12 protein-coding genes are annotated in these 14,603 nt (G+C 71.1%); 5 read left to right on the top strand and 7 right to left on the bottom strand.

Annotation, left to right across the window (positions count from 1 at the left end; all coding sequences use genetic code 11):
• Positions 1 to 56: 56 nt before the first annotated feature.
• Positions 57 to 1,331 carry an acetyl-CoA hydrolase/transferase family protein gene (locus DFI_RS08540; protein ID WP_211235336.1) on the top strand — a complete coding sequence of 425 codons (1,275 nt, stop codon included), beginning with the start codon at positions 57 to 59 and terminating at the stop codon, positions 1,329 to 1,331.
• 80 nt (positions 1,332 to 1,411) lie between these two features.
• Here the strand turns inward: DFI_RS08540 and DFI_RS08535 are convergent, their stop codons facing one another.
• A complete protein-coding gene (locus DFI_RS08535) occupies positions 1,412 to 2,749 on the bottom strand; it encodes an MFS transporter (RefSeq protein ID WP_043776703.1) in 1,338 nt (445 codons plus the stop codon).
• A gap of 52 nt (positions 2,750 to 2,801) precedes the next feature.
• Positions 2,802 to 3,737 carry a nucleoside hydrolase gene (locus DFI_RS08530; RefSeq protein ID WP_027461789.1) on the bottom strand — a complete coding sequence of 312 codons (936 nt, stop codon included), beginning with the start codon at positions 3,735 to 3,737 and terminating at the stop codon, positions 2,802 to 2,804.
• Between the two features lie 471 nt (positions 3,738 to 4,208).
• Here DFI_RS08530 and DFI_RS08525 point away from each other — a divergent pair, with 471 nt between their 5' ends.
• The 4 genes from DFI_RS08525 (at position 4,209) to DFI_RS08510 (ending at position 10,276) form a co-directional block, all read left to right on the top strand.
• Entirely contained in the window at positions 4,209 to 6,467 is a 2,259-nt protein-coding gene (locus tag DFI_RS08525; RefSeq protein WP_043776701.1) for a RelA/SpoT family protein, read from the top strand.
• A 57-nt stretch (positions 6,468 to 6,524) separates the two neighbouring features.
• Positions 6,525 to 7,532: a tetratricopeptide repeat protein gene (locus tag DFI_RS08520; RefSeq protein ID WP_027461787.1), complete on the top strand. Its 1,008-nt coding sequence runs from the start codon at positions 6,525 to 6,527 to the stop codon at positions 7,530 to 7,532.
• Positions 7,533 to 7,571: 39 nt separating this feature from the next.
• Positions 7,572 to 8,006, top strand: coding sequence for a hypothetical protein (locus tag DFI_RS08515; RefSeq protein WP_027461786.1), 435 nt, complete (start codon positions 7,572 to 7,574; stop codon positions 8,004 to 8,006).
• A gap of 170 nt (positions 8,007 to 8,176) precedes the next feature.
• Positions 8,177 to 10,276, top strand: a complete 2,100-nt coding sequence (locus tag DFI_RS08510; RefSeq protein ID WP_027461785.1) for a 3-hydroxyacyl-CoA dehydrogenase NAD-binding domain-containing protein — start codon at positions 8,177 to 8,179, stop codon at positions 10,274 to 10,276.
• 60 nt (positions 10,277 to 10,336) lie between these two features.
• On the opposite strand, the gene DFI_RS08505 is transcribed toward DFI_RS08510, so the two are convergent.
• The 5 genes from DFI_RS08505 to DFI_RS08485 form a co-directional block, all read right to left on the bottom strand.
• A complete protein-coding gene (locus DFI_RS08505) occupies positions 10,337 to 10,843 on the bottom strand; it encodes a hypothetical protein (RefSeq protein ID WP_022801731.1) in 507 nt (168 codons plus the stop codon).
• Positions 10,844 to 10,949: 106 nt separating this feature from the next.
• Entirely contained in the window at positions 10,950 to 12,329 is a 1,380-nt protein-coding gene (gene miaB, locus DFI_RS08500; protein WP_027461784.1) for a tRNA (N6-isopentenyl adenosine(37)-C2)-methylthiotransferase MiaB, read from the bottom strand.
• A 97-nt stretch (positions 12,330 to 12,426) separates the two neighbouring features.
• Positions 12,427 to 12,867, bottom strand: coding sequence for a hypothetical protein (locus DFI_RS08495; protein WP_027461783.1), 441 nt, complete (start codon positions 12,865 to 12,867; stop codon positions 12,427 to 12,429).
• Between the two features lie 26 nt (positions 12,868 to 12,893).
• Positions 12,894 to 13,337: a hypothetical protein gene (locus DFI_RS08490; protein WP_043776699.1), complete on the bottom strand. Its 444-nt coding sequence runs from the start codon at positions 13,335 to 13,337 to the stop codon at positions 12,894 to 12,896.
• Positions 13,338 to 13,356: 19 nt separating this feature from the next.
• Positions 13,357 to 14,568: an amidase gene (locus tag DFI_RS08485; RefSeq protein ID WP_027461781.1), complete on the bottom strand. Its 1,212-nt coding sequence runs from the start codon at positions 14,566 to 14,568 to the stop codon at positions 13,357 to 13,359.
• Positions 14,569 to 14,603 lie beyond the last annotated feature (35 nt).

Here is a 14,603-nt window from a genome sequence, read left to right as displayed (position 1 = left end):
CAGGCCGGACACCCCGCGCGGCGGCCGGGACAGGCCGGAAATAGTGTCCTCTGGACATGAAGCACAATGCAGGCATGAAGAGCCTGAACGCCTCCCAGATCGCCACGCTCCTTCAAGGCCGCAACCTCGTGAACCCGCGCGTGGTTGTCAGCGGCAACCAGGCCATTCCCTGGCAGCTCCTGAGCCTCCTCGACGAGACCCTGCCCGAGTACCGCATCAACGCCCTGAATGCCCCCAAGGGCCTGCCCCGCCGCGACGGCGTCACCTACGAGACGTCCTTCGTGGGCGCCGGCATGCGCGGCAGCGGCCGCCTCGTGTACACCCCCGCGCGCCTCAGCATGGTGCCCCTGCTGTTCGGCACCACCCGCGCTCCGGACGTGCTGCTGCTGCACACCAGCGCCCCCCGGAACGGCAAGGTCTCCCTGGGCGTCGAGGTGAACATCCTGCCCGCCGCCATTGAGGCCGCCCAGAAACGCGGCGCGCTGATCCTCGCGCAGGCCAACAGCCGCATGCCCTACACCTTCGGCGACGGCGAGTACGACGTGGACGTCTTCGACGGCGTGCTGGAAGTGGACGAGTTCCTCCCCGCCCTCCCGCCCCGCGAGGCGCCCGCCGCCGGCAGCACCGACGCGCGCGGAGACAGCGCCGCGCAGATCGGCGCCCTGGTCGCCAGCCGCATCCGGGACGGTGCCACCATGCAGCTCGGCATCGGCGAGGTCCCGGACGCCGTGCTGCTCGGCCTCACCAGGCTGAAGAACCTGGGCGTCTGGAGCGAGATGTTCAGCGACGGCGTCCTTGCCTTGGACGCCGCCGGCGCCCTGGATCCCAGCCGCAAGATCATCTCGTCCTTCGCGTTCGGCAGTCAGGCGCTGTACGACTGGATTCACGAGAACGACCGGATCGTCATGCTCCGCACCGAGAAGACCAACGACCCCGCCCAGATCGCCCAGCAGCCCGGCATGACCAGCGTGAACACCGCCCTGCAGATCGACCTGTTCGGGCAGGCGAACGCCAGCCGCATCGGCGCGCGCATCTTCAGCGGCTTCGGCGGCCAGACCGACTTCATCGTCGGCGCCAGCCACGCCCCCGGCGGGCAGGCCATCATGGCGCTGCGCAGCTGGCACCCCAAGGCCCAGGTCAGCACCATCGTCGGCATGCTCGGGGAACCCACCACCAGCTTCCAGCCGACCGCGGTGGTCACCGAGCAGGGCGTCGCCGAGATCTTCGGATACGACGAGAAACGCCAGGCGGCCATGCTGATCGAACACGCCGCCCACCCCAACGCCCGCGAGCACCTGTGGTACGAGGCCCGCCGCCTCGGCCTGACCTGAGCCGCCAAGGCATCCAGGGAGGAAGGCCACCCGGGGAACCTGTCCTCCTCCGGGTGGCCTTCCTCTTTCCGTCGTTCGTTTCAGCGCAGGCGGCGCACCGCCAGCCATGGCACCAGGGACACGCCCAGGTTCAGCAGCAGGATCAGTGTGAGGGCCTGCGCGGTGGGCTGCACCTGCGCGATCAGCGCCCCGCCCAGCCCGGCGGCGGCCGCCACGGCCAGCACTTCCACGTTCGCGAGCTGCCCGGACAGCGCCCCGCCCTGCCCCTGCGGCGCGGTGCTCATGGCGTACAGGCTGTTGCTGTTGTACCCCACGCCCATGCCCACGCCCGCGATGAACCACCCGGCGAACACCGTCCACAGCGGCAGCGGCCCGGTCAGGCCCCCCAGCGTGAGCAGCACCCCGCCGCTGAGCACCACCGCGGCCCACGCCACGCGGGAGCGGCGGGTGTCCTCGCCGTACTGGCGTTCGATCCAGGCCTGCAGGTTCGCGCCCAGGGTCCAGCTGATGCCGCCCACTGTGAGGATCAGGCCGGCCTGCGTGGCGTTCAGGCCGTGCAGCTGTTGCAGGGCCAGGGTCAGGAAGGGACTGGTGCCCATCATCGCCCAGGCCATCGCGGCGCGCAGGCCCAGCGCGGCACTCAGGCCGGGGCGCAGGCTCAGGATGCCGGGCGGGAACAGCGGCCGGGCCGCCCAGGCGGTGCCCAGCACACCCAGCAGCACCAGCGGCACGCTGAGCAGGTCGGCGCGGCGCAGACCCTCCAGCAAGAGACCGGTGGCGACCGGCAGCGTCACGGCGTAGATCAGCAGGCGCTTCCCGCCACGGTCTCCGGTTCCTGCCGGGAGGGACCGCAGGGGCAGCACGCACAGCGGCGCGGCCACGGCCAGCAGCGCCCCCAGGCTCCACATCACGGCCCGCCAGGTCCACACCTCGGCCAGCTGCGCGGCCAGCCACGGCCCCACCAGCCCCGGGATCATCCACGCGAACGCCACGGCGCCCAGCATCCGCGCCTGCGCCGGCCCCTGGTACGCCCGGCCGATCACCGCGAACGGCAGGGCGTTCAGGCCGCCCACCCCCAGGCCCTCCAGCACCCGCCCGGCGATCAGGACCTCCATGCCCGGCGCGAACCCCACCAGCACCAGGCCCGCGCCCAGCAGCCCCAGCGCCAGGCCCGCGCTGCCCGCCAGGCCGCGCCGGTCGGCGACCAGGCCGGTCAGGACCGCGCCGGTCAGGCAGGCCAGCATGAACGCGCTGGACACCCACCCGTACAGGCTCAGGCCCCGGAGGTCCCGGGCGATCTCGGGCGCCACGGTGCTCATGGCCACCGATTCCAGCGCGACGATGGTGATGGCGAGCAGCAGGCCGGGCCCCAGCAGCGGGGACAGGGTGGGGGCGGGGCGGGTCACGGCGGTCGTCACGGCGCGAGTATAGGCGGCGCTTCCAGCTGGGCCCGGGCGTGCGGCGGAGACCTCAGCGCAGGCGGGCGATCCGCTCGCGGATCAGGTCGAAGAACCCGTCCGCGTCCACCTTCACGCCCACCTGCGCGTTCGGCGCCTGCCCGGTCACGCGCCATACGTCCGCCACGGTGCGGCCCGCGCCGGGCCCGTCGGTCGTGTCGATCTGCACGTGCATGGCCTGCATCCCGAACAGGTCCGGGCGCAGCAGCCACGCCACCGTCAGCGGGTCGTGCAGCGCGCCGCCGTCCCAGCCGTAACGGTCCAGGTGATGCTCCGCGAAGAATTCCAGCAGCGCCGCCACGAACTCGCCCACGTCCGTGCCCAGATCCCGGAAACTCTGCACGCGGGCGGGCCCGGCGATGCACTGGTGACTGGCGTTCAGGCCGAACATGACCAGCGGCACGCCCGACTCGAACACCACCCGCGCGGCGTGCGGGTCGGCCAGGGCGTTGAACTCGGCGGCGGGCGTCCAGTTGCCGGTGTCGGTGCTGCCGCCCATCCATACCACCTGCCGGACCAGGGGCACGATGTCCGGCGCCAGCCGGAAGGCCAGGGCGAGGTTCGTGAGCGGCCCGGTGGGCACCAGCGTCACCTCGTGCGGCCGGGCGCGCACCTGCTCGATGATGAAGCGCGCCGCGTGCCCCTCCTCCACCCCGCGGGTGGGAGCGGGCAGGTGCGGGCCGTCCAGGCCGCTGGCGCCGTGCACCGCCTCGGCGCTGATCCGGGGGTTCACCAGCGGCCGGTGCGCTCCGGCGTACACCGGCACGCCCGAGCGCACGACCTCCCGGGTGACCAGGGCGTTGCGGACGGTGCGCTCCAGGCCCACGTTCCCGAACACGACCGTCACGCCAAGCACCTCCAGTTCCGGGCTGGCCAGGGCCAGCAGGAGGTTCACGGCGTCGTCGTGGCCGGGGTCCATGTCCAGAATCACGCGCTGAGGCTGCGGCATCCGGCCATTGTGGCACCCGGCCCGGGCGGGGCGCGCATCTTGTGGGTTTCCTTAGGTCGCTGCTGTCTAAAGTGATTGTCAGCTCCGTGCCATCTCCGTCAGATACCGGGGCGTAGCATGGCTCCATGAAGGGCCTGCGTGAGTTCATCGACTGGTTGCGGGAAGCGCTGAAAGGCGCCGCCCAACCCCAGCCTCAGCCGGTCCCGGTGCCCGTGCGCGTCAGACGCGGCTGACATCGGCCCCACTTCGCCTCCAGAACGCATGTAACGGCAAGTTTCTCCTACCCCCGAATTCCTGACAGGTTTCCCAGAGTCCCACCCGACCGCGGACCCTTCATGATCACCGCCCGCCCCGACCGGCGGGCGCTTTCCTGCCGCTGTTCCGCCGCGCGGTACAGGACCGGCGCAGCTCACTGTGGCGGCCCGCCACCACGCTATTCTGCGGGGCGTGTCCTGGCCGTCCGATCATGGTATGAGTGAACTGCGCGCATTGATCGCCGATCGGGACCAGACCGACCGGGACCGCGTGGACGCGGCCTACGACTTCGCCCGCGACGCGCACGACGGCGTCAACCGCAAGAGCGGCGAGCCGTACATCACCCACCCGGTCGCCGTGGCCGTCATCCTCGCGAAACTCGGCATGGACACCGAGAGCCTGATGGCCGGGCTGCTGCACGACACCGTCGAGGACGTCGAGGGCGTGACCTTCGAGACCATCGAGGCCAGATTCGGCCCGGACGTGCGCCGCATCGTGGAAGGCGAGACGAAAGTCAGCAAGCTCTCCAAGCAGGGCAGCCAGCAGGCCGAGATCGCCCACTCCGGCCGCGACATGCAGGCCGAGAACCTGCGCCAGATGCTGGTCGCCATGACGGCGGACATCCGCATCATCGTGGTGAAACTCGCCGACCGGCTGCACAACATGCGCACCCTCGGATCCATGAAGCCCGAGAAGCAGCAGCGGATCGCGCGCGAGACCATGGATATCTTCGCGCCGCTCGCGCACCGCCTCGGCATCGGGCGGATCAAGTGGGAACTGGAGGACCTGAGCTTCCAGTACCTGCACCCCGACGAGTACGCCTACCTGCAAAGCCGCCTGCGCACCCGCCAGGAGGAACGCGACACCCTGATCCAGGGCGCCGTGAAACAGCTGCGCGAGGCGCTGGAAGACGACCTGGAACTGCCCGACTGGGTGCAGGACATCGACATCGCCGGGCGCAGCAAGCACCTGTGGAGCATCCACAACAAGATGAAACGCGAGGGCAAGGCCCTGGAGCAGATCTTCGACCTGCTCGCCATCCGCGTGATCCTCACGCCGCGGGAACTGCGCGTGCCGGAAGGCACCGACGAGAGCCGCCGCGAACGCGCCGAGGAAACCCGCGAGAAACGCATCTGCTACCACACCGTGTCCATCGTGCACAGCATGTGGACGCCGCTGCCAGGCCGCTTTAAGGACTACATCGCCGTGCCCAAACCCAACGGTTACCAGTCCCTGCACACCACCGTGATCAGCCAGAGCGGGCAGCCCATCGAGGTGCAGATTCGGTCCCGGCGCATGCACGAGGTCGCCGAGTTCGGCGTGGCCGCCCACTGGATGTACAAGCAGGGCGCCCAGTTGGCCCAGAAGGACCGCGAGAACTGGATCGCGCAGTTGCGCGAACTTCAGAATGAGATCAACGACGCGTCCGACTACCTGGACGCCGTGAAGACCGACATCCTCTCCCAGCGCGTGCGCGTCTTCACGCCCAAGGGCCTGGCCGTGAGCCTCCCGGCCGGCAGCACCACCATCGACTTCGCGTACCACATTCACACCCGCATCGGCGAGACCACCGTGGGCGCCCGCGTGAACGGCAGCATCGTGCCCCTGAGCCACAAACTTGGCAACGGCGACATGGTCGAGATCGTCACCAGCAAGAACGGCCGGCCCAGCAAGGACTGGCTGAACTTCGCCGTGACCCGCAGCGCCCGCGCGAAAATCCGCCACCACTTCCGCACCCAGGAACGCGAGGAAGCCCTCAAGCGCGGCCACGACCTGCTGGAACGCTACCTGCGCAAGCGCCAGATGGCCGTGCGGCAGCTCATGCGCACCAAACTGCTGGAAGAAGCCACCCAGAAACTCCTCGGCAGCCGCAACCCGGACGACCTGTACCACGCCCTCAGCGCCGGCAAGACCACCCCCGCCGTCGTGGCCCGCATCCTGTCCCCCAGCCTCGCCGAGGAGCAGAAACCCAGCCCCCGCCGCCGCCAGGGCCCCCAGGAACCCACGCCGGGCGGCGTGTACGTGGAGGGCTTCACCACCACCACCAAACTCAGCAACTGCTGCACGCCCATCCGCGGCGACCTGATCATGGGCTACCTCACCCGCGGGCGCGGCGTCAGCATTCACCGCATCGACTGCCCCAACATGATCCGGCTGCTGAAAGACGAACCGGAACGCTGCGTGGCGGCCTCCTGGAGCGCCACCGAGGGCGGCCACATGACCGCCGACCTGGACGTCATCGCCCGCGACCGCAGCGGCCTGCTCGCCGACGTGCTGGGCGTCCTGACCCGCATGAAGGTCAGCCCGCTGAAGATCGAGGCGGCCGTGAGCGTGGAGGAGATCGCGCACATCTACCTGCGCGTCAGCGTGCGCAACAACACCGAACTGCTGGGCATCACCAGCGCCATCCGCCGCGTGCCCAGCGTCACGGACGTCGTGCGGCTGAACGCCAGCAAGGCCGCCGGCACCGCCTGACCCACCCCCCCGGCCGTTCCGGGGCGAGGTGAGGCGGCGCGGCGCTAAGCTCGGCGCGTGACCGACGCCCCCACGCCCGACCGCCCGACCCTCACCCTGTTCCCGGATCTGGGGGACCTGTATCGCCTGCAGCCGCAGTTCAACGCGGGCACCGTGGTGGAACTGCTGCGGGCCCGGAACGTGCGCGAGGTGCTGTGGGCCAGTGGCCCCGACCCGGACCACCCCCTGCGCGACGCGCTGCCCGCCGCCGGCATCGCCATCCGCGAGGGCTTCACGGCGGACTGGGCCTGGGCGGATGCCGAACACGCCGAACTGCAGTCGTACCTGCAGCAGTACCCGCAGGGCCGCGAGCGCATGCGCGACGCCGCCCGCGCCGAACAGGCCTTCGCGGACGAGCTCACCGCGCCCCTCACCGCCGCCCGCATCCCCGCGCTGCTCGACGCCGCCCGCACCTACCACGCCACCCTGAAAGACCGCCTGGACGAGGGCCCCGGCACCCGCTGGCACGCCCGGCGGCTGGACGAACTCGCCGCGCGGCTGACCGGCGAGACCGGCACCGTGATCGCCGCGCTGGACGACCTGCCGGGCCTGCTGGACCGCCTGCCCGGCGCGGCCCTGGCCGACCTGCACGCCGCCGCCCCCGGCGAACTCAGCCGCGTGCGCGCCCTGGCCGACCGGGCCTGGCAGCTGCGCGACGAGGACGACCTGAATGCCCTGCTCGAAGCCCTGACGCGCGAGACCGGCGACCGCGTGACCCCCAGGGCGGAACTGGACGCCGCGGCCGCCAGCATCTACCTCGCGGTCGGGGACCTCGCGGCGGCCCGCACGCTGCTGGAACGCGCCGCGCACGCCCTCACGGACGACCAGCCGCGCAGCCTGCCGGGCCTGGTCCTGGCCCGGCTGGGGCAGGTGCGGGACGCGCAGGGCGACCGCGACCTCGCGCTGCGCACCTACCGGGCGGTGCTGGCGCTCTCGCACGTGCCGCAGGTGGCGCGGGAAACGGCCGACCTGGGCCTGACCACGCCGTTCACGCTGGAACTGCCGGACGAGCCCGGCGCGGAGTGAGGGCTGCGTCACCAACGCCGCTGCGGTACGCTGTGAGTCATGTTCCTGGCCCTGCTCACCCTGCATAACCTCGTCCGCTGGGCGGTGCTGATCCTGGGCGTGATCGCCCTGGTCCGCACCCTGCCCGGCCTGGGCGGCAACCGCGTCTTCACCGCCGCCGAGCGCCGCTCGGTCGCGTCGTTCATGAGCGCCGTGCACCTTCAGCTGCTGCTGGGCCTGCTGCTTTTCGCCGTGACGGGCATGCAGCGCATCCCCGTTTTCGCGGACGCCAGCCGCCCGTCGTTTCAGTGGGAGCACCTGGGCGTGGGCGTGCTGATCGCCGTGGCCGCCACCCTGGCGAACAGCCTGAGCAAACGCGCCGAGGGCGACGCCGCAAAGTTCCGCGCGGCGGCCTCCTGGACCGGCATCGCCATGCTGCTCACCCTGCTGATGATCCCCTGGTGGCGCCCGCTGCTGCGCCTGTTCACGCAGTAAACCCGGCAGGGGCAAAAGGAGGCGCGGCCAGTTGCTCTGGCCGCGCCTCCGCCCCTGTTCCGCCCGCAGTTGCGGCCCCGTCCCACCCGCCGTTTGCGGCAACCCGGGCGCGCATGGAACCATGGGCCCGATTCCGCCCCCGTCCCCCCGCCCCGCCCGGAGGTTCCCCCATGACCGACCCCACCCCCCACCTGATCCGCACGTCCCGAGACGGCGACGTCCTGATCCTGACCATCGACAACCCGCCCGTGAACGCCTTCTCACCCGGCGTCCCCGAGGGCCTCAAGGCCGGCCTGGACGCCGCCGCGACCGACGACACCGTGAAGGCCGTGGTCATCATCGGCGGAGGCCGCACCTTCATCGCCGGGGCGGACATCCGCACCTTCAACCTCCCGCGCGAACAGGCGCCGGACCTGCGCGGCACCATCGCGAAACTGGACGCCTTCCCCAAGCCCACCGTGGCCGCCCTGCACGGCACCGCCCTGGGCGGCGGGTTCGAACTGGCGCTGGGCTGCACCTACCGCGTCGCCACGCCCGGCGCCAAGGTCGGCCTGCCGGAAGTGAAACTGGGCCTGCTGCCCGGGGCGGGCGGCACGCAGCGCCTGCCCCGCGTGGTGGGCGTGAAAAAGGCCCTGGACCTGATCCTGTCCGGCACCCCGGTCGGCGCCGCGCCGGCCCGCGACCTGGGCCTGATCGACGAGATCGTCGAGGGCGACCTGCTCACGGGCGCCGTCGCCTTCGCGCGGCGCGTGGCGGACGTGCGCCCCCTGCCCCGCATCAGCGAGCGCCCCGCGCAGCCTGACCCCGAAGCGATCGAGGCGGCCCGGCAGAGCATCAGGAAAACGCACCGCGGCCAGCTGTCGCCGCAGTTCATCGTGGACCTCGTGGACCTCGCCACCCGCACGCCCTTCAATGAAGGCCACGCCGAGGAAGGCGTGAAGTTCGTGCAGGCCAAGGACAGCCCCCAGTCCCGCGGCATGCGGCACATGTTCTTCGCCGAACGCGAGGCCGCCAAGATTCCCGGCCTGGACAAGACCACCCCCACCACCGACATCCGCCGCGTAGGCGTGATCGGCGCCGGCACCATGGGCGGCGGCATCGCCATGAACTTCCTGAACGCCGGCATTCCCGTCACCATCGTGGAAACCGCGCAGGAGAACCTGGACCGCGGCCTGAACACCATCCGCAAAACCTACGAGGCCAGCGCCGCCAAGGGCCGCCTCAAGCTCGAGGACGTGCAGAAGCGCCTGGACCTCCTGACCCCCACCCTGAGCATGAACGACCTCGGGGACGCCGACCTCATCATCGAGGCGGTGTTCGAGGACATGGCCGTGAAGAAGGACATCTTCACGCGCCTGGACGCCGTCGCCAAACCCGGCGCGATTCTCGCCACGAACACCAGCACCCTGGACGTGGGCGAGATCGCCGCCGTCACCTCCCGCCCGGAGCAGGTGATCGGCCTGCACTTCTTCAGCCCCGCGAACATCATGAAACTCCTGGAGATCGTCCGCGCGGACAGGACCAGCGACAGCGTCCTGGCGACCAGCCTCAAACTCTCCCGCACCATCGGCAAGGTCGGCGTGGTCGTCGGCGTGTGCAACGGCTTCGTCGGGAACCGCATGCTGTACGCCTACCGCGAACAGGCCAGCAAGGCCGTGCTGGAAGGCGCCACCCCGCAGGCCGTGGACGCCGCCATGAACGCCCTCGGCCTCCCCATGGGCCCCTACGCCATGAGCGACATGGCCGGCCTCGACATCGGGTACATGGCCCGCCGCGCCGCTGCGGAACGCGCCGGGCAACCCATGCCCGACGACTGGGTGGACCGGGTCGTGCAGCTGGGCCGCAAAGGGCAGAAAACCGGCGCCGGCGTGTACGACTACCCCGACGGCAGCCGCACGCCCGTCCCCAGCCCCGCCGTGGACGACCTCATCCAGGCGTACCGCGCCGAGAAGGGCGTCCAGCCGCGCGAGGCCACGCAGGACGACCTGATCGCCCGCCTGACCGCCACCCTGGCGAACGAGGGCGCCCGCATCCTGGAAGAAGGCATCGCGCTGCGCGCCAGCGACATCGACACCATCTACACCTACGGGTACGGCTTCCCCGCCTACCGCGGCGGGCCCATGCACTACGCCAGCGAACAGGGCCTGACCACCGTCGTCCAGACCCTGGAACGTCACGGCCTGGAAGTCGCCCCCCTGCTGCGCCGACTCGCGCAGGAGGGCAAAACCTTCGCCCAGTACGACGCCGAACGCGCCAAAAGCCAAACCTGAGTCTCGATGAAGCCGGAAGGAGAGCCGCCCCACGGGAGCGGCTCTCACTTGATTGGTGGATTACAGGGCGCCGCAGTCGTACACGGGGATGCCGCCGGGGGCCTGCACGCTGTCGGCCTGGCCGTCCGGGTTGTAGCCCGTGACCGTGACGAAGGTGGTGCCCTTCTGTACGGGGTTGATGACGATGGCCTGCGCCTTCACGCCGCTGCTCGTCTTGAGGGGCGCCATGCCCGGGCCGAAGGTGTACGTGAACGTGTCGCGCCCGCTGGTGTCCGGAGCGAACCAGCCGGTGGTCTGAAGTTTCCCTTCGGGGAAGCGGGTGCCCTGGGCGCCGTCAAAGTAGGCGTCCAGTTTGGCGAGGGGTCCCGTCCAGCTCACGTCCATCGTGACGGTCGTGTCGCGGTCGTCGCAGATGATGTACTCCTGCTGGCCCTGGCTGTTCGTGCGGGTCCAGTTGGAGGTGAAGCCGTTCACGGCCGTGACGTCCACGGGCGCGGAGATGAAGCCTCCTCCGCAGCTGGCGAGGAGTCCGGTCATGCTGATGGCGGCGAGCAGCATCTTTTTCATGCCTCTCACTGTGCCGTGCGAATCTGACCGCCCGGTGATGATGGTCTTGAAGGTTCGTGAGGGCAGAGCAAATGAATGAAGACGGCCCTCACGAGGCGTGGGTCCGTCAGGCCATCTGGAGGGGGCTGCTGAGCGCGGCGGCTTCCGGCGTGTGCCGCGGGAGCTCCGGGAGGGGCTGGCCGTCCGGGCCGAGCAGGGTGCCGTACATCATGTGCGGCGTGGCGTGCCCGATCCGCACGGGGTAGATGCCGGGCCGGTCGGCGCCCAGGGCCTTGGGCACGACGGTGGGGTGGTTGCCGCTCGTGTGGCCTTCCAGGAAGGCGGGGTCGTGCGCGTCGCCGCGCAGCAGGACCTGTTGCACGGTGCCGACCTTCGCGGCGTTCTTGCGCGCACTCCATTCCTTCTGTTTGACGATCAGGCGCTGGAGGCGTTCGGTTTTCACCTCGCGCGGCAGGTCCTGGAAGTGCGTGTAGCTGGGCGTGCCGGGGCGGGGGCTGTAGATGAACATGTACGCGCTGTCGTACCCGACCTCGTCGTACAGGCTCAGCGTGTCCTGGAAGTCCTCTTCGGTCTCGCCGGGGAAGCCGACGATGATGTCCGTGGCGAGCACGGCGTGGGGGACGTGCCGGCGGATCTGTTCGATGTGCGTGAGGTACTTCTCGCGGGTGTACTCGCGGGCCATGCGGCGCAGCACGCGGTTGGAGCCGCTCTGCACGGGCAGGTGAATGTATTCGCACATGGCGGGCGTCTCGCCGATGGCGGCGGCGACGTCCTCGGTGAAGTTCATGGGGTGGCTGGTGGTGAATTTCACGCGCTGCACGCCGCTGCGGCCCACCATACGGATCAGTTCGGCGAAGGTGGGGTACCCGGCGAGTCTGGCGCCCTGGTCCACGCCGTAGGCGTTCACGTTCTGCCCCAGCAGCGTGACTTCCTGCACGCCGGCCGCGAGGAGGCTGTCGAGTTCCCGGAGGATGTCGTCGGGGTGGCGGCTGACCTGGGGGCCGCGGGTGGTGGGCACGATGCAGTACGTGCAGTGATGGTCGCAGCCGCGCATGATCGTCAGGTGCGCCTGCAGCTTCCCGGTCGGGGCGGGCGGGATGTGGGCGTGCAGCTCGTCCTTGAACTGCAGGCCCCAGAAGCGCTCGTTGCTTTCCAGCGCCGCGCCGATGTCCAGCAGGCTGCCGGGGCCGAGCAGGACGTCCACCTGGAACTTGCGGGCCATCTGCTGGCCTTCTTCGAGCTGCGCGAGGCAGCCCATCATGCCCACCACCAGGGGCCGCTGCGCCTTGACCTTGCGCAGGTCGCCCAGCAGGCTGCGGACCTTCTCCACGGGTTTGCCGCGCACCGCGCAGGTGTTCAGCAGCACGAAGTCCGCCTCGTCCACGCTGCTCACCAGGTCCGCGCCCAGGGACACCAGCTGGGATTCCACGAGGTGCGTGTCGTACTCGTTCATCTGACAGCCGTAGGTCACGACGGTCGCTTTCATGTCCTGCCTCCTCTCAGCCGGACGGGGGGATCCCGGGGCCTTTCCCGCCCGCCCCGCGCGGGGGCCGGCGAACAGGGGAGAGTGTACCAGGGGCGGGTTACTGCACGCGGGTGAGGGTGATGGGATAGCCCAGGCCGTTCACGTTGAGTTTCCCGGTCATGGTCCGCCCGGTCTGCCGGGCGCTGAGGACCGCGTTCGCCTTGAGGCTGAGGTTCGTGAACCCGAAGCCCAGAATGGACGCGTTCAGGCGCACGCCGTCCTGCGCGGTGACGGTCATGCTGACCTCACGCCCGTCCCCGGCGGGCAGGGCGGTCCCGGCGACCAGGAAGCGGTCGCGGCTGGAGAGGTTTTCCAGCGTGCCCCTGAGGTCGTGGGTGCCGCCGTTCACGGTGAAGGTCAGGCGGTACTGCTGCCGGGTCAGGAGCACCTGGGCGTGCCCCTCCCAGACCTCCACCGGCTGGACCTGCGGGGCGGGCACGCAGGCGGTGGCCGTGAGCAGCAGGACGGCACTGAGGGGCAGGCGGGCGGCGCGGGTCATCAGGCCCGCATGGTACCGGGGCGGGCTTACGGCGCGCGCTCCAGGTCCGTCACGCGGTTCAGGGTGAGGTTGAAAGGCAGCACCTCGCGGCCCAGCACGACGCTGTTCAGGCGGCCGGTGACCTGCCCGGCCGTCATCTCACCGCGGAAGGTGGCGCGCCACGCGCTGCCCTCGTAGCCGTTCAGGTCCAGGCTTCCGCTCTGCCCGCCCCACGTGAAGCGCCCGGTGACGGAGTACGCCTTGCGGCTTTGCAGGTTCAGGAGCACGCCGGTCGCCTGGGCGCTGCGCTGCGTGTACACGAGCGTCAGGCGGTAGGGGACGCGGCCGGTCACTCCCGTGGCGTAGCCCTCGAACGTGCCGTTCAGCTGACGTTCCAGCGCGGTGACGGGCGTGAGCTCCGCGCCCAGCAGCGCGCAGCCGCTGAGAAGGGGCGTCAGGGCCAGGAGGGGAAACAGGCGGCGGGCGGGCATGCCCGAGCGTAGGCCGGGCTCATGAACCGGACCTGACGTCCTCCGCGCGCTGGAGGCCCAGGCCCAGCCCGAGCAGGCGGTCGTCGTGGCCCTGCGGCGCCACGAGCTGCACGCCCACGAACGGCGTGGCGGCGGGCACGGCCAGCGTGGGCAGGCCCAGCAGGCTGAACGGCGCGGTCAGGCGCAGCGCCGCGCGGCGCAGGGGCAGGCGACCGTCCCGCAGCTCCACCTCGTCCTGCCCGGCCAGGGGCGGCGGGGTGGGCACAGCCGGCGCGAGCAGCACGTCGAAGGCCGTGAACACGCCGTCCAGCCGGGCCCGGTACTCCTCGCGCCGCCCGAAGGCCGCCTGCACCTCGGCGGGTTCCAGTGCCGCGCCCTGCCGCAGGGTCGCCAGCGTGAACGGCAGGAACCCCGGGTCCTCCAGTCGCAGCGCCTCGGCGTGCACCTGCGCGGCCTCGCTGATCACGATGGGGGTGTAGGCGTCCAACATCTCCGGCAACTCCACCCGCGTGACCTGCGCGCCCCCGCCCTCCAGGTCGGCGGCGAAGGCCCGCACCGCCGCGTGCACGGCGTCGTCCACCCAGCCGTCCGGAAGCCACAGGGCCACCCGTACCCCCGCCCAGTCACGCGCTGACACGCGCTGCCCGGTCAGGGCCTCGTGCACGCGCACCACCGTCCGCACGTCCCGCGCGAGCGGCCCGGCGTGATCGCAGGTCCACGACAGGGGCAGAACGCCCTCCGTGCTCCACGCCGGGTGGCGTTTCGTGGGCTTGAACCCGGTCACGCCGCACCACGCCGCCGGAATGCGGATGCTGCCGCCCGTGTCCGTGCCCAGCGCGAAGTCCACCTGCGCCAGCGCCACGCTCACGGCCGCGCCGCTGCTGCTGCCGCCCGGCACCCGCTCCGGATCGGCCGGGTGCGCCGTGCCGCCAGAGCCGTTCAGGCCGGTGATCCCCAGCGCGATCTCGTGCAGGTGCGTCTTGCCCACTGCCGCCGCGCCCAGGTCCAGCAGCCGGCGCACCAGCACGCTCTCGCCGGGGTCCGGGACAGGCGCGCGCGTGCTCGCCCCCAGCGGCCAGCCGGGCACGCCGTACAGGTCCTTCACGCTGAAGGTCAGGCCCGACAGCGGCCCGCCCGGCACGCCCGGCAGGGGAGAGGCCGGTCGGTACGCCCAGGCACGCTGCGGATCGTCCGGAAGGGCGGGGGGGAAGGGAGGCGCGGAACCGGTCATGCGCGCAGGCTAGCGCCCGGCCAGCCGGAGGGAAC

This window comes from Deinococcus ficus (assembly GCF_003444775.1).
Taxonomy (GTDB): Bacteria; Deinococcota; Deinococci; order Deinococcales; family Deinococcaceae; genus Deinococcus; species Deinococcus ficus.
This window is presented reverse-complemented; position numbering and strand designations above follow the sequence as displayed.